Below are 18,894 nucleotides of genomic sequence, written 5' to 3'. Positions count from 1 at the left end.
CGCGTCTCCCTTGTTCTGCATGATTGCAGGGACAAGGATTGACCACGAGTTTTCAACAAATGGTTAACAATATTAACTGTTATATTACAGCGTGCTGTGCTGTAATTTTACGATGCTGTCAGGCGGGGCCCGGTTCCACCACGATATTGTCGATCAGGCGGGTGCCCGCGATCTTTGCCGCGGCGATCAGACGCGAGGGCGCTTCGGGATCGTGCGGCTCTAGCGTGGATTCCTTAACAATCTCCACATAATCGACATCGAAACCCGCTTTTTCCAGAGTCTCGCGCGCCTGTGCCAACGCCGCCGGCACATCGCCGCCACGGGCGATGTCGCGCGCTGCGATGCCGAGCGCGCGGGGCAGCGCCACCGCCGCCTGCCGGTCTTCATCGACCAGATAGATATTGCGCGATGACAGGGCCAGCCCGTCATCCTCGCGCTGGGTGGGAACGCCGATAATGTCGATCATGAAATCCAGATCGATGACCATTTTGCGGATGACGGCGAGCTGCTGGTAATCCTTTTCGCCGAACAGTGCCAGATCGGGACTCACCTGATTGAAAAGCTTCGCCACCACTGTCGCCACGCCATCGAAATGGCCGGGACGGTTTGCGCCTTCATACCCTTCGCTAACCGTGCCGACATGGATGCTGCTATCGAAACCAGCCGGATACATGGTTTCGGCATCGGGCAGCCATAACAGATCGACGCCTGCATCGGTCAGCATGCGCGAATCGGCCTGTTCGCGGCGCGGATAGTGGTCCAGATCCTCGCCCGCGCCGAATTGCCGGGGATTGACGAAGATCGAAACCACGACGCGATCGGCGTTGCGTCTCGCCGCTTCGACCAGCGCCATATGCCCGTCATGCAACGCGCCCATGGTGGGCACCAGCGCGACGCGAAGCTGCTCTGCCCGCCAGGCGGCGACCGCTTCACGCAATTGGGTTAGCTGACGGATGGTTTGCACGCGTACCTGGCCTTGGATATGGAAATTGAAGGCGCGTCTTCTATGAGGGGGGGACGCAGGGATCAACTGAGGATATAGTGAACTTGGGGCACGGATCGAACCGGTTGCACGTCATCGTGTTCGCGAATGAAAAGGGCGGGACCGGCAAATCCACCACTGCGGTGCACGCCACTATCGCCCTTGCCGCGCGTGGGGCGAAGGTGGCGGCGTTCGACCTCGACCATCGTCAGCGTACGCTTGGCCGCTATCTCGACAACCGGGCGGAGACGATCCGCCGCACCGGGCGGCAATTGCCGATGCCCGAATATCGCACCCATGACGGCGAAAGCATTTCGCTGTTTTCGCGCACGCTAGACGAACTGGGCGCCGGCGCCGATTATCTGGTCATCGACACGCCCGGCCGCGACGACCGGTTCGCACGGATCGCGGTGACCAACGCCGATACGCTGGTCACGCCGATGAACGACAGTTTCGTCGATTTCGATCTGATCGGTCAGGTAGACCCCGATACGTACAAGGTCGTCAGGCCCAGCTTTTATTCCGAACTGATCTGGGAATCGCGCACCACCCGGGCAAAGGCGGATGGCAGCGCGATCGACTGGGTCGTGCTGAGGAACCGGATGCAGCATATCGAGGCGCGCAACATGCGCCGGGTGAGCGAGGCGATCGACCAGCTTTCCAAACGGGTTGGCTTCCGGGTCATTTCCGGCTTGTCCGAACGCGTCATCTATCGCGAACTGTTCCCCAAGGGGCTGACCATGCTCGATTCGAAGGAATTCGGGGCGATGGGCCTGTCGCATGTCGCCGCGCGGCAGGAACTGCGCGACATGATGGCGGGGCTTGCGCTACCGGACCTCGCGCCGCAGCCGGTGGATTGACATGGCGAAGCTGATCTTCGTCGCGCTGATCTTCGCCGCGCTCTGGCTCCTGATGCGCAAGGGCAAGGCCGAACGACTTAAACTTCCCGCCGACGAGGCAGAGGCGCGCAGCGTGCTGGGCGTCGGCCGCGACGCGGGACGGGACGAAATTCGCGCCGCGCATCGCCGTCAGGTCGCTCGGGTCCATCCCGATCGGGGCGGATCGGCGGAGGCGACCCGGCGCATCAACGCCGCGCGCGATCTGTTGATCGGGCGAACATCCGATTGAACTTTCGGGACATGCCAGGAATTCAGGCAGGCACCATGCAAGGAGGCACCAGGTGACACATCGCTTCGACCCGTCAACGCTTCGTGAATACGACATTCGCGGCATCGTCGGAAAAACGCTCGGCACGCAGGACGCGCATGCCATCGGCCGCAGTTTCGGCACGCTGATCCGCCGGGCGGGCGGTCGGCGCGTGGCGGTGGGGCGCGACGGCCGCGCATCGTCGCCGCAGATGGAAACCGCGCTGGTCGACGGGCTGCGCCAGGCGGGCGTCGACGTGGTTCGCATCGGCCTGGGGCCGACGCCGATGCTATATTATGCCGAGGCGGTGCTGGAGGTCGATGGCGGCATTCAGGTAACCGGAAGCCATAATCCCGCCGAATATAACGGCTTCAAGATGGTTTTTCAGCACAGCGCCTTTTTCGGCGAGGATATTCAGAAGATCGGCGCGATGTCGGCGCAAGGCGACTGGGACGAGGTCGAAACCGGCAATGTCGATGAAGCCGACATCATGGACGATTATGTCGGCCGCCTGATGGCAGGCTATGCCGGCGGTGCCTACAGGATCGGCTGGGACTGCGGCAACGGGGCGGCCGGCCCGGTGATCGAGAAGCTGGTCGAGCTCCTGCCGGGTGAGCATCATCTGTTGTTCACCGAAGTCGACGGCAATTTTCCCAATCATCATCCCGATCCCACCGAAGAGAAGAATCTTGCCGATCTGAAACGGCTCGTCGCGGAGAAGAATCTCGATTTCGGACTGGCTTTCGACGGCGATGGCGATCGGATCGGCGCGATCGACGGCGAAGGCCGCGTGATCTGGGGCGATCAGCTTTTGTCCATTTTGGCGGTACCTGTGCTGCGCGAAGTGCCGGGCGCCACGATCATCGCCGATGTCAAGGCATCGCAGATGCTGTACGACCGGATTGCCGAACTGGGCGGCGAACCACTGATGTGGAAGACCGGTCACAGCCTTATCAAGACGAAGATGAAGGAAACCGGCGCGCCGCTGGCTGGCGAAATGAGCGGCCATATCTTCTTCGCGCACGATTATTACGGGTTCGACGATGCGCAATATGCGGCGGTGCAACTTATCCGCGCAGTGCATATGATCGGCAAGTCGATGACTCAGATTCGCGGCGAAATGCCCAATATGATCAACACGCCGGAAATGCGGTTCCAGGTCGATGAAAGCCGCAAGTTCGCGATCGTCGACGAAGTGCTCGACCGGCTGGAGGCCGACGGTGCTGATGTCAATCGTACCGATGGCGCCCGGGTGAACACCCCGGACGGGTGGTGGCTGCTGCGCGCGAGCAACACGCAGGACGTGCTGGTCGCCCGCGCCGAATCGACCAGCAGGGAAGGTCTCGACCGGCTGGTCGCGCAGATCGACGATCAGCTCGCCAAAAGCGGGGTCGAGCGCGGTCCGCAAGCCGGGCATTAAACCGGTCCGCGGCCAAAATCAGCACTGGCAATCGGAGGGCGGAGCCGCCACTTAGGGGCCCATGTCCTCCGATCGCATCATTCGAGTCATCGACCTGGAAACCACCGGGTCGAGCCCGCCGGCGCACGGCGTTTGCGAAATCGGCTGGCAGGATGTGGCGCTGGGCAGCGGCGGCCGCTGGGAATTGACTGACGAGCATGGTGGAATTTTGGTCAATCCCGGCCGCCCGATTCCACCGGTGACTCAGGCCGTGCACCACATCCTCGATGAACAGGTGGCCGATGCGCCCTATTGGCACGATGTCGCGCGTCAGGTGCTCGACCCCTGGCCGCGGCGGGTGGCGCTTGCCGCGCATCGCGCTGATTTCGAACAGCAATTCTGCACCGCGCCGCTGACCCGCGGGGCGGACTGGATATGCACCTGGAAATGCGCGATGCGGCTCTGGCCTGATTCGCCCAGCTTTTCCAACCAGATGCTGCGATATTGGCGCAAGCCCGACGGGCTGGTGCACGAACGTGGCCTGCCGGTGCATCGCGCCTTTCCCGACGCCTATGTCACCGCGCATCACCTGCGCGATATGCTGAACGAAGCGAGCATTGCGCAACTGATCGAATGGTCGAACCTGCCGGGGCTGTTGCCGCGCGTGCGGATGGGGCCGGACCGCGGCAAGGAGTGGAACGAGATCGACGACGAATCGCTCGCCCGCTTCCTGCACGACCGCGATCCCGATATACGCTATACCGCCGAGCAGGAGGCCGAGCGCCGGGGGCAGGGCGGCTTTGTCGGCAGCCGCAGCGCCGAGGAATGGCTGCTGCTTTAACAGGAATATGGTGCAGCTATGATCGACGATACCGCCATCGCGCCCGGCGAGGTGGTTGCGAAAAGCGGCATGGGCGCGTTCGCGACCGAACTTTCGACCCACACCCATCGCTGGGTCGCCGACGAACCGGTTGCGGTGGGCGGCAGCGATATCGGACCGGGACCATATGACATGCTGCTCGCCGCGCTGGGGTCTTGCACGGTGATGACGATGAAGATGGTCGCCGCGCGCGAGAACATCCCCCTGGAGGGCGTCAGGATCCGCCTGCGCCATGATCGCGATCATGCGCGCGATTGCGATCATTGCGACGCGCCCGAAGCGAAGATCGAGGCTGTTTTCCGCAGAATTACACTGCATGGCGACCTTAGCGATGCGCAGCGTGCGCGCATGCTGGAAATTGCCGACAAATGCCCGGTCCACCGCACGCTCACCGGCACGCTGCACGTCCACACCGCGCTGGCGGGGGACGCCGAATGACCGACGTCGCGGTCATCACCACGGGCGGCACGATCGGATCGCTGCGCGGCTCCGAACAGATCGCGATCGATGAAGGCAGCGCCGTCCTCAACCACCGGCTGACGGCGATGGCCGAAGAGGTCGGCGTGCCGGTGCGGATCATGCCCGCCGCCAACCGCGAATCGAGCGAATTCGAGGCCGAGGACTGGATGATCTTCGCCGACGTCATTGAACGCTGTATCGGGGAAGGGCATGACTCGATCGTGCTCACCCACGGCACCGATACGTTGCATTTCACTGCGGCGTTTCTTGCCGTGCTTTTCCGCGACAGCCCGGTGAAAATCTGCCTGACCGGTGCCTTCTATCCGCCGAACCATGAAGCGTCGGATGCCGATGCGAATATGCGCGCGGCCTTGCGCGCGGCGGCGTCGGATTCGTTGCGGCCGGGCGTCTACGCCGCATTTCACGATGCCGATTGCGACGGGATCGGCGTCATCCCGGCGACCGACCTGGTCCCGCCGCGTTTCGACGAAGCGCATTTCAGGCAGCTTTATGCCGATCTGCCGCATGTCACCAACGCGGTGGCGCAGGCGCAGTCGATCTTCACCAAAATCGATTGGGCAAAGCTGCCGCGTGATATCACGTCCGACGGATTGAAGCGGGCCAAGTCGCAGGTGGCGACCGCGCTGCTCTTTCCCGGCATCGATATGCGGATATATGATTCGCTGCCGACTGGCGGCGCGCTGCTGATCGAAGGCTATCACAGCGGCACGGCCAGTTCGGCGCGAACCGAAACCTCCCTGCTCGCCTTGCATGAGCGCCGGAGCGATCTAGTGCTGGCGATATGTTCGGTGCCTTCGCCCAACGTGCCGATTCCCTATGCCGGGTCAAAGCGGCTGAAGGATGCGGGCGTGCTGGTCTATCGCGATCTGCCGCTCCACCTGTTGCTGGTGGCGCAGATGATCGGCACGGGACAGGGGCTGACCGCGCGTGAGGCGCTGGCCGCGTTCGATGCCTATCTGATCTGAAGCGAAGCCGTCGGCGGGAAATGCCGGCGTCAGACTTCCAGATCGATCGCGCCGTCCTCGCTGTCCCACCAGCGAGCGAATTCCTCGCGCTCCGCCTCGGTCATATGGATCGCGCATTTGCTGCGTCGCATCAGCGCATCCTCGGCCGTGATCGCCCATTCCTGCGCGCGCATCCACTTCGCCTCGACCTCGCTCAGGCCGTCGCCGAACTGACGGCCCATCGCTGCCTCGCTGCGCACATCGTCCAGCATCGTGAACAGCCGCGTGCCATAGGCGCGCGCCATGCGAAGCGAACGCGAATCGCCCAGAAAGGGGAAGCGGCCGCGCACCCGTTCGAGGAAGGCGTTGAAATCATGGATGTCGCCGCCCGGATAGGAACGGTCCCGGCTGGTCACCGGCTTTTCGATGCCAAGCACGGGTGCCAGCCGGGTGATTGCGTCTTCGGCCAGTGCGCGCGCCGTGGTGATCTTTCCGCCGAAAACGGACAGCGCGGCGGGGCCGTCTTCATCGAGTTCCAGGACATAGTCGCGGGTCACCGCGCGCGCTTCCTTCGCCCCGTCATCGTACAGCGCGCGGATGCCCGACCAGCTATGGACGATATTGTGCCGCCCGATCCGATAGCGGAAATGGCGGTTCGCCGCCTCCAGCAGATAGTCGATTTCGGCATCGTCGATCACCGGATCGCGCGGATCGTCAACCGGTACGTCGGTGGTGCCGATGGTGGTGTAATCGGTGTCGTAATTCAGCGCGAAGACCACCCGCCGGTCGGGTTGTTGCAACAGATAGGCATGGCGGCCGTGATACAGGCGGTTCACCGTGATGTGGCTGCCCTTCACCAGCCGCACCTTGCTTTTGGTCGTGATGCCGACCTTGTTCAGCAGCTCGCCCACCCACGGTCCGGCGGCATTGACGATCGCGCGGGCGCGCACCGTTTCGCCGGTTTCGAGCCGCGCCTCCCACAATTCGCCGACCCGCCGCGCCGAGGCGAGACCCGAACGGGTGCGGATTTCCGCGCCCAGATCGGCGGCGTCCAGCGCGTTGGAAAGGGTGAGGCGCGAATCATCGGTCCACGCGTCCCAATAGGCATAGCCCTTGTCGGCGGTGCGCAGCGCAAGCCGGCTGATCCGGTCCTGCGGGCCGAGCTTGCGCGACCGCGGCATCGAAGAGCGCGCAAGCATATCATAGAGCATCAGCCCGGCGCGCATCATCCATGCCGGGCGCTGCGATCCGTGTTGCGGCACGACGAATTCCAATGGACGGATCAGGTGGGGTGCCGCCTTCAACAGCCGCTCGCGCTCTTGCAACGCTTCGCGCACCAGCCGGAATTCATAATATTCCAGATAGCGCAGCCCGCCATGGATCAGCCTGCTCGACGCCGAAGAGGTATGCGCCCCGATATCGTCGCTTTCGACCAGCAGCACGCGCTGACCATTCAGCGCCGCCTCGCGCGCGATGGCGCAGCCGTTGATACCGCCGCCCACGACAAGAAGATCATAGCTCATCGCAGCGAGCTCTACCGAATTGGCCGGCGGGGTTGAAGCCGGGAAGTTGGCATGTGCGGGGTGACGCGGATGCAAGCCTTCCCTATCTTGGGCGCGATAATGACTAGAAAAGAACAACCCGCAGGCTTGCCCACGCGCCAGCAGATTCTCGACTTCATCGCCGATTCGGACCAGCCGGCGGGCAAGCGCGAAATCGCCCGCGCCTTCGGCATCCGCGGACAGGAAAAGATCGCGCTGAAAAAACTGCTTCGCGACATGGGCGATGAAGGGCTGATCGACAGCGCACCCGGCCGCGCCTTTCACAAGATGGGTGGCTTGCCAAAGGTCACCGTGCTGCGCATCATCGATGTCGATGACGGCGGCAATGTTTGGGCGGAGCCCGAACGCTGGGAAGCGGAAGATTCGCCGCCGCCCCGGCTTCGCGTGCGCGAACGGTCGAAAAAGGGCGCGCTGGGCGTCGGCGACCGCATCCTGTCGCGCACCGAGGAAGCGGGGAAGGGCTGGATCGCCCATCCGATGAAAAAGCTTCAGCGCGGCGCAGAGCCGCTGATGGGTGTGCTGCACGAAGAGGGCGGCAAATTCTGGCTGAAGGGGCTGGAGAAAAAGGAAAAGCGCGACTTTCCGGTCTCCGATACCGGCGGAGCAGAGGCCGGCGATCTGGTCATGGCGGAAAAGACTGGCCGCCCGCCGCGCATCACCGCCAAGGTGGTCCAGCGGCTGGGCGATCCGTTCGAAGCGAAGAGCTTCTCGCTGATCGCGATCCACAAACATGAAATCCCGCACGTTTTCCCCGAAGCGGTGCTCGAAGAGGCGGAGCGGGTTTCGAAGCAGAAACTGGGTGAGCGCGAAGACCTGCGCCATCTGCCCATCGTCGCGATCGATCCCGCTGATGCGCGCGACCATGACGATGCCGTCTGGGCAGCCCCCGACGACGATCCGAAAAACAGCGGCGGGTGGAAGGCGATCGTCGCGATCGCCGATGTCAGCTTTTATGTCCGCCCCGGATCGGCGCTCGATCGCGAGGCGCGGCGGCGCGGCAACAGCGTGTATTTCCCTGATCGCGTTGTGCCGATGCTGCCCGAAACGCTGTCGACCGATATCTGCTCGCTGAAACAGGAGGAAGACCGCGCCGCGATGGCGTGCCACCTGACCATCGGCAAGGACGGCGCGATCCGCGACTGGCGGTTTTCGCGCGCGGTGGTGCGCATCGCGGCGAACATCGCCTATGAAGACGCGCAGGCGGCAATCGATGGCGATCAGGATGCGGTTCCCCGCGATCTTGTCGAAACCGCGCTGAATCCGCTCTGGGGGTGCTGGAAGGCGCTGTATAAGGCGCGCGAGAGCCGCGAGCCGCTCGATCTCGACATTCCCGAACGGCGTATCGTGCTGGATGAAAAGGGGCGCATCACCTCGGTCGCGCCGCGCGAGCGCCTCGACGCGCACAAGCTGATCGAAGATTACATGATCGCCGCCAATGTCGCGGCGGCCAGGGCGCTGGAGGCGAAAAAGGCGCCGGTGATGTACCGGATTCACGAAACGCCGAGCCGCGAAAAGCTGGTCGCGCTCAAGGAGTATCTGAAAACTTTCGACGTGGAATTCGCGCTGGGGCAGGTCATTCGCCCAGCGACCTTTAACCGGGTGCTCGACCGGGTGGGGGATGCCGACTTCCGCCCCCAGGTGATGGAGCAGGTGCTGCGCAGCCAGACCCAGGCCTATTACGGCCCCGCCAATCACGGCCATTTCGGGCTTGGCCTTGGCAGCTATGCCCATTTCACCTCGCCCATCCGCCGCTATGCCGACCTGATCGTCCATCGCTCGCTGGTCGGCGCCTATGACTTGGGTCCCGGCGCGCTGAGCGCTGAGGATGCGGGCAATATGGAGCGGGTGGGGGAGACGATTTCCGGACTGGAACGCCGCGCGATGGAGGCGGAGCGCGATACGATCGACCGCTATGTCGCCGCCTATCTGTCCGAACATGTCGGGCAGGTGATGGAAACGCGCATTACCGGGGTTCAGAGTTTTGGTTTCTTCGCGACCGTCGACGGGATCGGCGGCGACGGGCTGGTGCCCGCGCGCGACCTTGGCAGCGAATATTTCCGCTATGACGAGGCGGGCCGCCGGTTGGTCGGCGAGGACAGTGGCGAAGCGTTTTCGCTCGGCCAGCGCCTGCCGCTCAGGCTGGTGGAGGCGAACCCGGTATCGGGCGCGCTGCGCTTTGAACTGCCCGACGGCAAGGGATCGGCGGGGAACAGCGCTTTGCGGCACAAGGGCAAGCCGAAACGGCAGATCAAGCGGCGCGGACGCCCCGCCAATATCCGCCATCAGGGCAAGGGTAAGAAACGATGAGCGTTCGCGAACGGGCGCGCTTCGAAACGGCGCAGCCGCTGCTTGCCCGTCACGCCATTTCGCCGGCCGAGGCCGAACCCTTCGCCATTCCGCAGGGAAGCGACCGCGCTGCGTTCGACTATATGCGTGACCATGCGATCATTCGCGAAGCAAAACCGGGCCATTATTATGTCGATGTCGCTGCATTCGACGCCGATATCGCCGCGCTTCGCCGCCGCCGTTCGTGGCTGTGGCTGGGCGTTGCGCTGACGATCGCGCTGGTCGCATTGGCATTCTATCGCTGAAACGACGGAACGACCGGGCGGGCATGCGCTTTTTCAAACCAACCGACACGAAAAGAGGAGGGACATTGATGTCCACCACCACATCGCGAGAAACCGTAATCCGTCGTCGCAAGGAAATCATCGCGCATTTCATGCGGCAGGACGCCGTAGCGCGCGACCGTGCGGTCGGCTATGAACCCGATCGCCCGCTCGACCGCCGGATTTTCGAACGGATGCGCGCGCGCGGCATCGTCAAGCAGGATAACGAAGGCGGCTTTTACATCGACGTGCCGCATTACAGGAAATTCCGTCGCCGCCGGGTTCGCCGGGTCGGCCTTGCCGCCGTGCTGGGCGCAGGCGCGATCGCGGCGGCGGTTGCCGCGGTGAAACAGTCGTCGCTGCTCGACCGCGACTGACGCTTCAGGAAACCGAAAAGGTGACCCCGGCGCGGGCTTCGAGCCGCTTTGTTAGCGGCTCGGCCATCAACGCGCCGGGCGTCCATATGCCGCCGCGATCCGCCGGAACATCGCGCAGCAGACATATCGCCGCCTCGGCGATCATCTTTGACGTCGATCCATAGCCCGGATCCCGGTCGCCCTTCACCGTAGCGGTGATGGTTTCGCCATCCCCGTTTTCGGCGATGAACAGCAATTCGTAGAAGCCGCTTTCGCGTTCTTCACGGCTTGGGCCTTCACCGGGTTTAGGCGCGTCCTTGCCGCCCATCGGATTGGCGTTGGCGATCGCCTCCGCCGCAGCCTTTCCGGCTTCGCCAAGGCCCGGCACCATCATCATTTCGTCATAGCGGAAATCGGCGCCATAAGGCAGTCCGGCAAGCGCGTTGGTGCGGTGAACATTCTTGGTATTGATGACCGCCATGATGAACGGAGCGACCCATGCCTCCACCGTTTCGTCATAGTGCGGCATCAATCCTTTTGGCTGGTCGACGCCGGTAAAGCCGGGGGTAAGCGCAAAGGGATCGATCATCAGCTTAAGCACCGACGGGTCCTTCGCGCCCGCCGCCATCGTGGCTTTCATGCTGGCCGCGGTGCCGCCCGAAAATGTGCCCTTCATCGCCTTTACCCGGCCTTTCACGCGCGCGGCGGGGGTGCCCCAACGCGCTTTCGCGGCCTGTTGAACGCACCACACGCCAAGGTCGAAGGGGATCGAATCGAAACCGCAGGAAAACACGATCCGCGCGCCGTTCGCCTTTGCCGTGCCTTCGTGCGCGTCGATCATCGCGCGCATCCAGTTGGGCTCTCCACACAGATCGACATAGCCGGTGCCGCTTTGTGCACAGGCGGCGATCAGCTCGGAGCCATATAATTGATACGGCCCGACCGTGCTGATGATAACGCTGGCACGCGCCGCCATTGCGCGCAGCGAAGCGGGATTGGCGGCATCGGCGGTGACCAGTGCCGTATCGGCAGGCGCACCGATTTCGCCGCGCACGCGCTCCAGCTTCTCGGCGGAACGTCCGGCCATCGCCCAGCGGATGCTGCCATCGGAATAGGTCGCGGCCAGATATTCGGCGACCAGCCGCCCGGTAAACCCGGTCGCGCCATAAACGATCAGGTCGAATTCGCGCTCGCTTGCCATTTTCTACTCTCCCGATGAACAGCCGATCAGCCGGCCTCGTTGAATTGCAGGCTGGCGAGGCGCGAATAGAGGCCCCCCAGCGCGGTAAGTTCGGCATGGGTGCCGGTTTCCACGATCCGGCCCGCATCCATCACCACGATCCGCTTCGCCGCGCGCACGGTGGCGAGCCGGTGCGCGATGACCAACGTGGTACGGTTCGCCATCAGCTTTTCCAGCGCATCCTGCACCAGCCGCTCGCTTTCCGCATCAAGCGCGCTTGTCGCCTCGTCGAGCAGCAGGATCGGGGCGTCGCGCAGTAGTGCGCGGGCGATGGCGATGCGCTGACGCTGCCCGCCCGACAGACGCGCACCGCCCTCCCCAAGATAAGTGTCGAGCCCTTCCGGCAAGTCGCGCAGGAAATCGGCGGCATTGGCCGCGCCCGCCGCCTGCCAGATTTCCTCGTCGCTCGCTTCCCATTTGCCATAGCGCAGATTGTCGCGTGCCGACGCGGCGAACATCACCGTTTCCTGCGGCACCATCGCGATGCGCGCGCGCGTGACCGCGGGATCGGCGGCGGGCAGGGCAACGCGATCGATGCTGACGGTCCCCTCTTGCGGATCGTAAAAGCGCTGGATCAGACCGAACAGCGTCGATTTTCCGGCCCCCGACGGCCCGACCAGCGCCACCGTCTCGCCGCTTTCGACCCGAAGCGAGAAATTGTGGAGCGCCGCGACCTCAGGCCGGGTGGGATAGTGGAAGGTTACGTGATCGAACGCAATCTCGCCCAGCGGCGGCAGGGGTAACGGGGTGGGGTCGGCGGGCGCCGTGATGTCGGGCTGTTCAGCCAGCAGTTCGGCCATACGCGCCGCCGCACCCGATGCGCGCAGCAGGTCGCCATACACCTCGATCAGCGCGCCGAACGAGCCGGTGACCAGCCCTGCTGTCAGCACGAATGCCGTGATCTCTCCGCCGGTGATCCGACCGCTGGCAACGCCCGCCACGGCGTCCCACATGATCAGCGTGATCGCGCCGAACAGCAGCGCGATGACCAGCGCGGTCATCAGCGCGCGCAGCCCGAAACGGCGCTTTGATGTGGCGAACACCGATTCCACCGCGCTTTCGAAGCGGCGGCGTTCGCGCCGTTCCTGCCCGAATGCCTGAACGATCCGCATCGCGCCCAGCGTTTCGGACACCATCGATCCGACATCGGCGATCCGGTCCTGCGTCGATCGCGACAGCTTGCGGACCTTCCCGCCCAGCCAGATCACCGGCAGCGTGACCAGCGGGATGCCGATGATCAGGAACAGCGCAATTCTGGGCGCGAGCACGAAAAGATAGAGTACGCCCAGCGTGCCGACCAGAAAGTTGCGCAGCGCGATCGAAATGGTGCTGCCCACCACCTGTTCGACGATCGCGGTGTCGGAGGTGAGTCGCGAGGCGATTTCGGAAGGCCGGTTCACCTCGAACCATTTGGGCGGCAGGCGAAGCAGATTGGCGTGCACCGCCATGCGCATGTCGGCGGTGGTGCGTTCGGCCAGCCAGGACACGAAATAGAAACGCCCGGCCGTCGCCAGCGCCAGGATGCCGACCACGACCAGCAGCATTTCGAAATAGGGCCGGATCGCCGACGGATCGGCGGTGTCGGCGAAACCGCGATCGACCACCAGGCGGAAGGTATAGGGGACCGACATGGTCGCCACCGCCGCGATCAGCAGCGATATCAGCGCCAGCGCCAGCCGCCCCTTGTACGGCGCGGTGAAGCGCCACACGATTGCCAGATTGCCCAGCTTTCGTTCGGGCGCGGGGTTCAGCTTTTCGGGCGGGTCCGGTTTTTCGGGCGGTGCTGCTTCGGTATCGGCCATGATGCGAACCGGGTTAGCGCGATCCGGGCACCGGTAAAACCGCCATGGGTGATTTTAACCCGATCGTGGCGCGCAGCGTGCGACATTGCAGCGCACCATCGCCGCGCTATAAGCACGCGTGGCACGTAAACCCGGCGCAGGGCGAGCCGTGCGGGAGCCCATGGGGGGCGGAAGGATTTTGATGCTGTACAACGCTTACGAAATGCAACGATCGCTGCTGGCCGGGGCCAGCGCCTGGGCCAATTTCGGTGCCGGCATGCTGACCAATCCGGCGAACCCGTTCGCCTATTTCGGCGGCGGTCCGGTGCTCGCAAGCGCGCTGGAAGTCTTCGCCCATGCCGCCCAGCCGCGCGGCAAGCCCGAATTCGGGCTGACCGAAACGGTGGTCGCGGGCAAGACGGTGGCCGTGCAGGAAGAGATCGTGCTGCGCAAGCCGTTCGGCCAGTTGAAGCATTTCGTTCGCGAAGGCGTCGAGGGTGGTCCCAAACTCCTCATCGTCGCGCCGATGTCGGGTCATTATGCGACCCTGCTTCGCGGCACGGTGGAGCGGATGCTTCCCTTTGCCGATGTCTATATCACCGACTGGCGCGATGCGAAGATGGTACCGCTGGCCGAAGGCAGCTTCGACCTTGACGATTATGTCGATTATGTCGTCGAATTTCTGGCCAAAATCGGTGAAACGGGGGACCCGCGCGCGCACATGCTCGCCGTGTGCCAGCCCTCCGTTCCCTGCTATGCGGCGACCGCGTTCATGGGCGGCAAGAACCATCCCAACCGTCCGCGCACGCTGACCATGATGGGCGGCCCCATCGATACGCGCGAAGCGCCCACGGCGGTGAACACGGTCGCCACCGAACGCCCGCTTGCGTGGTTCGAACAGAATGTCGTCGCCACCGTGCCGATGCTGTATCCCGGTGCGGGGCGCGAAGTCTATCCGGGCTTTCTCCAGCTTGCCGGGTTCATGTCGATGAACCTTGGCAGCCATTTGATGAGCCATTGGGAGATGTTCAAACATCTCGTCCAGGGCGATGAGGAAAGCGCCGAGGCCACCCGGTCCTTCTACGACGAATATCGTTCGGTCTGCGATATGAGCGCCGAATTCTATCTTCAGACCGTCGAACTGGTGTTCCAGACGCATGCGCTGCCCAAGGGCGAAATGCGCCATCGCGGGCGGTTGGTGAAGCCGTCCGACATTACCGATACCGCGCTGTTGGCGGTTGAGGGCGAGCGCGACGATATTTCCGGGCTGGGCCAGACAAAGGCGGCGCTGACGCTCGCCGACAAGCTGCCCGCGAAGATGAAGAAATATCACATGGCCGAAGGGGCGGGCCATTACGGCATCTTCAACGGGTCGAAATGGCGCACCAAAGTCGCACCCGTTCTGGAAAAATGGATCAGCGCCCATTCGGGCTGAAGCGTACCGTTTCTTCCAGTTCGGGCAGTGGGGGCACTCCCGCCGGGGGCGCTCCTTTGCGGCTCAGGAACAGGTGGCGGACGAGCTCGGCCTGCTGTTCGATCCCGTATGCGGCGAACGGTTTTCCCGCTTCGAAGCGATAGGCGTAGCGGCAAAAGGGATGGCGCATGAGCGGCAGGTAGAAGCGGCCCTTTGCCTGCGCCTGCCAGATATGCGTCATTTCATGGATGAATAATCCCTGCAGCGATAGCGAGGCGTTGCTGAAATCGTCGCGGTACAGACCGCCATCGGGGTGGAAATGGATGCACCCCGTCGGCGCCATGACGGTGTTGCGCGGCTGAAAGAACACCCATTTGCGCCCTGCGACACGCGCCGCGTCATATTGGATCGCACCGCCGAAAACGGGATGCGCCAATGCGATTTCGCCGGGGGTGAGGGGGCGGCTGCCGCGAACTGCCATGATTGTGCATATCCGCCGCCGCCGGAACGAAAACAAGCATTGCATGGCGAAGACCGGGCCAGCATGAATGGCGGTTTGCAACGGGGGCGATGATGGCGCGTGCGGTGGAACTGGGAAATGCGCGGATAGTCGCGCCGGGCAGGCTTCGCTGGCTGCGCGCCATCGGCTGGATGGTGCTGCTCGCCGTGCTGGTGATTTTCACTTTCGGCCTGATTTCTGGCGGACTGGTCGGCGTTGCGGCGAGCAGAGCGGGCATCGAACCGGCGGATGTGAACCAGACCATCGTGCTGTTGTCGACGATATTGGGCGCATTGGTCGCGACCTCGCTTTATGCAGCGCTGGTCGGCTGGGGCGAAAAGAGGCGCGCCTCAGAACTTAAATTGCGCTTTTTTCCGTTTGAGGTGGCGCTTGGCCTTGCGATCGGCGCTGCGATGATGGCGGCGGCCGTTGCCATCGCATGGACCGCCGGATGGATGACGGTGACGGCGGTGCCCGTGCAAACGGTGACGCGAGCGGTGTCCGAATCGATCCAGTCGGGCGTGATGGAGGAAGTGCTGTTCCGGCTGGTCATCCTTCGCCTGTTGTGGCGCGCCTTCGGCATCTGGCCCGCGCTGGGCCTGTCGGCGCTCATTTTCGGGCTGGTCCATCTCGGCAATCCGAACGCCAGCCTGTTCGCCGCGCTGTGTATCGCGGTAGAGGCGGGCGTGATGCTTGCCACCTTCTACATCCTCACCGGGCGTGTCTGGGTCTCGGTCGGCGTGCATGCCGGATGGAATTTCACGCAAGGGTGGATTTTCGGCGCTGCCGTTTCGGGCACTGACGGCTTCGCGGGCGGGCCGCTCCTCACCCGGCCCGCCGCGGATATGCCGCACTGGCTGTCAGGCGGCACGTTCGGGCCGGAAGCCTCGCTCGCCGGGCTGATCGTCGGAACCGGGGTGGGTGCGTACACGCTGTGGCTGGCGCGGCAAAAGGGGCGGCTTGGCGAAGGCGCCGCAGCGCCGGTCGAGTAAGGCACATCACTCAGGCGCGGATTGCCCCGCCGCGACCACGTTCGCTTGCGCAGAGACGGTGGCGCCGCTCGCCAGCGTCAGGGTGAAAGGGACCGTATCCCCTGGCTGAAGCTTTGGATTCACGTCGAACAGCATGACATGCCTGCCGCCCGGTGCGAAGGCGACATGACCGCCGGCGGGCAGCGGCACCCGATCCAGTTTTTTCATCGTCATCATCGCACCGTCGCGCGTCTTCATGCTTTCGTGCAGTTCGGCGCGCGCGGCGGCAGGCGTTCGGGCGGCGACCAGCGCGTCGTCGCGCCTGCCACCGTCCAGGTCGAAATATTCCGCTGCAGGACGCCCCGCGATGGCGGACAGCCTGATCCAAGCATGGTCGGCGCGCGGCTGCTCAGGAGTCCTGCCGCAGGCGGCAAGCATGGCGGTTGAAATAAGGATCATTGCCCGGCGCATGATGAAGCCTCCCTTTCCCCGATCGGGAACGTTCGCGCGAACGCCCGCACCCTTCGCGATCTTGCGGCAGGCAAAGCGCCACCTATATCGCCAGTCGGAAAATGGTTCCGCTGCCGTTTCGGCGACGCCGGGCCATCGCATTTTGATTGAACCAACCGGGGGCCACAAGAGGGACTATGGCTAAAGTTATCGGTATTGATCTCGGCACCACCAACAGCTGCGTCGCTGTGATGGAGGGCGGCAAGCCCAAGGTGATCGAGAATGCGGAAGGCGCGCGTACGACGCCTTCGATCGTCGCCTTCGCCAAGGATGGCGAACGCCTGATCGGTCAGCCTGCCAAGCGCCAGGCGGTGACCAACCCCGACAATACGGTTTTCGCGGTGAAGCGCCTCATCGGCCGCCGTTTCGACGATCCCGTCACGAAGAAGGACACCGAACTGGTGCCCTACCCGATCGTGAAGGGACAGAATGGCGATGCTTGGGTGAAGGTTGGCGGCGAGGATTACAGCCCGTCGCAGATTAGCGCCTTTACCTTGCAGAAGATGAAGGAAACCGCCGAAAGCTATCTTGGCGAAACGGTCAGCCAGGCGGTGATTACCGTTCCCGCATATTTTAACGACGCCCAGCGTCAGGCGACCAAGGATGCGGGCAGGATCGCCGGGCTTGAAGTGCTGCGCATCATCAACGAACCGACGGCGGCTGCGCTTGCCTATGGTTTGGAAAAGAACGACGGCAAGACGATCGCGGTCTATGACCTTGGCGGCGGCACGTTCGATATCTCGATCCTTGAGATCGGCGATGGCGTGTTCGAGGTGAAGGCGACCAACGGCGATACCTTCCTTGGCGGCGAAGATTTCGATTCCAAGATCGTTCAGTATCTGGCCGACGAGTTCAAAAAGGCGGAAGGCATTGACCTTACCAAGGACAAGTTGGCGCTTCAGCGGCTGAAGGAAGCGGCCGAAAAGGCGAAGATCGAGCTTTCCTCGGCGCAGACGACCGAGGTCAACCTGCCCTTCATCACCGCCGATCAGAACGGGCCAAAGCATCTGGTCAAGCAGATCAGCCGGTCGGACCTTGAGCGGTTGGTCGAGGACCTGATCCAGCGCACGCTGGAGCCGTGCAAAAAGGCATTGAAGGATGCCGGCGTCAACGCTTCGGAAATCGACGAAGTCGTGATGGTCGGCGGCATGACCCGCATGCCCAAGGTGCGTAGCGTCGTGAAGGATTTCTTTGGCAAGGAACCGCATACCGGCGTGAACCCTGACGAAGTCGTCGCGATCGGCGCCGCCATTCAGGCGGGCGTGCTGCAGGGCGATGTGAAGGATGTGTTGCTGCTCGACGTTACCCCGCTGTCGCTGGGTATCGAAACGCTGGGCGGCGTGTTCACGCGAATGATCGACCGCAACACGACGATCCCGACGAAGAAGTCGCAGACCTATTCCACCGCTGACGACAATCAGCAGGCGGTGACGATCCGCGTCTTCCAGGGCGAGCGCGAAATGGCGGCGGACAACAAGATGCTCGGCCAGTTCGACCTGGTCGGTATCCCGCCTGCGCCGCGCGGCGTGCCGCAGATCGAGGTCACGTTCGACATCGACGCCAACGGCATCGTCAACGTGTCGGCCAAGGACAAGGGCACCGGCAAGGAACAGCAGATCCGTATCCAGGCGTCGGGCGGCCTGTCCGATTCCGACATCGAACAGATGGTACAGGACGCCGAAAAGTTCGCGGACGAGGACAAGAAGCGCCGCGAGGGCGCTGAAGCGAAGAACAACGCCGAAAGCCTTGTCCACACGACCGAGCGCCAGCTTTCCGAAAATGGCGACAAGGTCGACGCATCGCTAAAGAGCGAGATCGAAGCCGCGATCGCCGAAACCAAGACGGCGATCGAAGGCGACGATCCCGAAGCGATGAAGGCGAAGTCCGAAGCGCTTGCCCAAGTCGCGATGAAGCTGGGTCAGGCGATCTATGAAAAGCAGCAGGCGGAAGGCGGCGACGCTGCCGCCGCCACCGGCGAAAGCGCTGCTGCGGGGAGCGAAGCGGGCGACGAGGAAGTCGTCGACGCCGAATTCTCCGAAGTCGACGACAGCAAGTCGTAAGATGCGACCGGGCCCGTATTGCCGCGATATGCGTGAATGCGGGCCCGCCGCGTTGGGGCGA

18 protein-coding genes are annotated in these 18,894 nt (G+C 63.5%); 12 read left to right on the top strand and 6 right to left on the bottom strand.

Translation table 11 applies throughout. The features are described 5' to 3' along the window. Positions 1-118: 118 nt before the first annotated feature. A complete protein-coding gene (gene panC, locus KY084_RS13455; RefSeq protein WP_219238994.1) occupies positions 119-964 on the bottom strand; it encodes a pantoate--beta-alanine ligase in 846 nt (281 codons plus the stop codon). A 77-nt stretch (positions 965-1,041) separates the two neighbouring features. Here panC and KY084_RS13450 point away from each other — a divergent pair, with 77 nt between their 5' ends. The 6 genes from KY084_RS13450 (at position 1,042) to KY084_RS13425 (ending at position 5,852) form a co-directional block, all read left to right on the top strand. Further along, the gene (locus KY084_RS13450) at positions 1,042-1,842 is read left to right on the top strand and encodes a division plane positioning ATPase MipZ (protein ID WP_425516741.1); all 801 of its coding nucleotides are present in this window, start codon (positions 1,042-1,044) and stop codon (positions 1,840-1,842) included. Between the two features lies 1 nt (position 1,843). Beyond that, entirely contained in the window at positions 1,844-2,110 is a 267-nt protein-coding gene (locus tag KY084_RS13445) for a J domain-containing protein (protein WP_219238993.1), read from the top strand. Between the two features lie 52 nt (positions 2,111-2,162). Then, positions 2,163-3,548, top strand: coding sequence for a phosphoglucomutase/phosphomannomutase PgmG (gene pgmG / locus KY084_RS13440; protein ID WP_219238992.1), 1,386 nt, complete (start codon positions 2,163-2,165; stop codon positions 3,546-3,548). Positions 3,549-3,609: 61 nt separating this feature from the next. Then, positions 3,610-4,368: a 3'-5' exonuclease gene (locus tag KY084_RS13435; RefSeq protein WP_219238991.1), complete on the top strand. Its 759-nt coding sequence runs from the start codon at positions 3,610-3,612 to the stop codon at positions 4,366-4,368. 18 nt (positions 4,369-4,386) lie between these two features. Further along, on the top strand, positions 4,387-4,845 hold the full coding sequence (locus KY084_RS13430; RefSeq protein WP_219238990.1) for an OsmC family protein: 459 nt from the start codon (positions 4,387-4,389) through the stop codon (positions 4,843-4,845). Next, on the top strand, positions 4,842-5,852 hold the full coding sequence (locus KY084_RS13425) for an asparaginase domain-containing protein (protein ID WP_219238989.1): 1,011 nt from the start codon (positions 4,842-4,844) through the stop codon (positions 5,850-5,852). The genes KY084_RS13430 and KY084_RS13425 overlap by 4 nt, the downstream gene beginning before the upstream one ends. Positions 5,853-5,881: 29 nt before the next feature. Here KY084_RS13425 and glpD read toward each other — a convergent pair whose 3' ends face one another. Next, entirely contained in the window at positions 5,882-7,354 is a 1,473-nt protein-coding gene (glpD, locus tag KY084_RS13420) for a glycerol-3-phosphate dehydrogenase (RefSeq protein WP_219238988.1), read from the bottom strand. 99 nt (positions 7,355-7,453) lie between these two features. Between glpD and rnr the strand changes: the two genes are divergently transcribed. The 3 genes from rnr to KY084_RS13405 all read left to right on the top strand — a co-directional run bounded on the left by rnr (position 7,454) and on the right by KY084_RS13405 (position 10,379). Beyond that, positions 7,454-9,700: a ribonuclease R gene (rnr, locus tag KY084_RS13415; RefSeq protein WP_219238987.1), complete on the top strand. Its 2,247-nt coding sequence runs from the start codon at positions 7,454-7,456 to the stop codon at positions 9,698-9,700. Next, positions 9,697-9,984 carry a hypothetical protein gene (locus KY084_RS13410; protein ID WP_219238986.1) on the top strand — a complete coding sequence of 96 codons (288 nt, stop codon included), beginning with the start codon at positions 9,697-9,699 and terminating at the stop codon, positions 9,982-9,984. The genes rnr and KY084_RS13410 overlap by 4 nt, the downstream gene beginning before the upstream one ends. Before the next feature lie 68 nt (positions 9,985-10,052). Next, complete coding sequence (locus tag KY084_RS13405; protein WP_219238985.1) at positions 10,053-10,379, top strand: hypothetical protein; 327 nt, start codon at positions 10,053-10,055, stop codon at positions 10,377-10,379. 4 nt (positions 10,380-10,383) lie between these two features. On the opposite strand, the gene KY084_RS13400 is transcribed toward KY084_RS13405, so the two are convergent. Both KY084_RS13400 and KY084_RS13395 read right to left on the bottom strand, forming a co-directional pair. Beyond that, positions 10,384-11,559, bottom strand: a complete 1,176-nt coding sequence (locus KY084_RS13400) for a saccharopine dehydrogenase family protein (RefSeq protein ID WP_219238984.1) — start codon at positions 11,557-11,559, stop codon at positions 10,384-10,386. Positions 11,560-11,585: 26 nt separating this feature from the next. Next, on the bottom strand, positions 11,586-13,400 hold the full coding sequence (locus tag KY084_RS13395) for an ABC transporter transmembrane domain-containing protein (protein ID WP_219238983.1): 1,815 nt from the start codon (positions 13,398-13,400) through the stop codon (positions 11,586-11,588). Between the two features lie 181 nt (positions 13,401-13,581). On the opposite strand from KY084_RS13395, the gene KY084_RS13390 reads away from it, so the two are divergent. Then, positions 13,582-14,814 (top strand): polyhydroxyalkanoate depolymerase, encoded by a 1,233-nt coding sequence (locus KY084_RS13390; protein WP_219238982.1) that lies wholly within the window; start codon positions 13,582-13,584, stop codon positions 14,812-14,814. Here KY084_RS13390 and KY084_RS13385 read toward each other — a convergent pair. Further along, entirely contained in the window at positions 14,795-15,274 is a 480-nt protein-coding gene (locus tag KY084_RS13385) for a vgr related protein (RefSeq protein ID WP_219238981.1), read from the bottom strand. The two genes, KY084_RS13390 and KY084_RS13385, sit on opposite strands and share 20 nt — an antisense overlap. 104 nt (positions 15,275-15,378) lie before the next feature. Between KY084_RS13385 and KY084_RS13380 the strand changes: the two genes are divergently transcribed. Beyond that, on the top strand, positions 15,379-16,284 hold the full coding sequence (locus KY084_RS13380) for a CPBP family intramembrane glutamic endopeptidase (protein ID WP_219238980.1): 906 nt from the start codon (positions 15,379-15,381) through the stop codon (positions 16,282-16,284). Between the two features lie 6 nt (positions 16,285-16,290). On the opposite strand, the gene KY084_RS13375 is transcribed toward KY084_RS13380, so the two are convergent. Continuing rightward, complete coding sequence (locus KY084_RS13375; RefSeq protein WP_219238979.1) at positions 16,291-16,722, bottom strand: copper chaperone PCu(A)C; 432 nt, start codon at positions 16,720-16,722, stop codon at positions 16,291-16,293. A gap of 188 nt (positions 16,723-16,910) precedes the next feature. Between KY084_RS13375 and dnaK the strand changes: the two genes are divergently transcribed. Continuing rightward, the gene (dnaK, locus tag KY084_RS13370) at positions 16,911-18,833 is read left to right on the top strand and encodes a molecular chaperone DnaK (RefSeq protein ID WP_219238978.1); all 1,923 of its coding nucleotides are present in this window, start codon (positions 16,911-16,913) and stop codon (positions 18,831-18,833) included. Positions 18,834-18,894: the final 61 nt, after the last annotated feature.

The sequence above is a fragment of the Stakelama flava genome (assembly GCF_019351405.1).
GTDB lineage: Bacteria > Pseudomonadota > Alphaproteobacteria > Sphingomonadales > Sphingomonadaceae > Sphingomonas > Sphingomonas flava_A.
The sequence above is the reverse complement of the archived record's forward strand: the minus strand, read 5'-3'. Positions and strand labels throughout refer to the sequence as shown.

Excerpts from the sequence above, each read along its gene's own strand:
- KY084_RS13385 (WP_219238981.1), bottom strand. The coding sequence starts at position 15,274 with ATGGCAGTTCGCGGCAGCCGCCCCCTCACCCCCGGCGAAATCGCATTG.
- dnaK (WP_219238978.1), top strand. The coding sequence starts at position 16,911 with ATGGCTAAAGTTATCGGTATTGATCTCGGCACCACCAACAGCTGCGTC.
- rnr (WP_219238987.1), top strand. The coding sequence starts at position 7,454 with ATGACTAGAAAAGAACAACCCGCAGGCTTGCCCACGCGCCAGCAGATT.
- KY084_RS13410 (WP_219238986.1), top strand. The coding sequence starts at position 9,697 with ATGAGCGTTCGCGAACGGGCGCGCTTCGAAACGGCGCAGCCGCTGCTT.
- KY084_RS13400 (WP_219238984.1), bottom strand. The coding sequence starts at position 11,559 with ATGGCAAGCGAGCGCGAATTCGACCTGATCGTTTATGGCGCGACCGGG.
- KY084_RS13405 (WP_219238985.1), top strand. The coding sequence starts at position 10,053 with ATGTCCACCACCACATCGCGAGAAACCGTAATCCGTCGTCGCAAGGAA.
- KY084_RS13435 (WP_219238991.1), top strand. The coding sequence starts at position 3,610 with ATGTCCTCCGATCGCATCATTCGAGTCATCGACCTGGAAACCACCGGG.
- KY084_RS13390 (WP_219238982.1), top strand. The coding sequence starts at position 13,582 with ATGCTGTACAACGCTTACGAAATGCAACGATCGCTGCTGGCCGGGGCC.
- KY084_RS13425 (WP_219238989.1), top strand. The coding sequence starts at position 4,842 with ATGACCGACGTCGCGGTCATCACCACGGGCGGCACGATCGGATCGCTG.
- KY084_RS13375 (WP_219238979.1), bottom strand. The coding sequence starts at position 16,722 with ATGATCCTTATTTCAACCGCCATGCTTGCCGCCTGCGGCAGGACTCCT.
- KY084_RS13395 (WP_219238983.1), bottom strand. The coding sequence starts at position 13,400 with ATGGCCGATACCGAAGCAGCACCGCCCGAAAAACCGGACCCGCCCGAA.
- KY084_RS13430 (WP_219238990.1), top strand. The coding sequence starts at position 4,387 with ATGATCGACGATACCGCCATCGCGCCCGGCGAGGTGGTTGCGAAAAGC.
- KY084_RS13445 (WP_219238993.1), top strand. The coding sequence starts at position 1,844 with ATGGCGAAGCTGATCTTCGTCGCGCTGATCTTCGCCGCGCTCTGGCTC.
- glpD (WP_219238988.1), bottom strand. The coding sequence starts at position 7,354 with ATGAGCTATGATCTTCTTGTCGTGGGCGGCGGTATCAACGGCTGCGCC.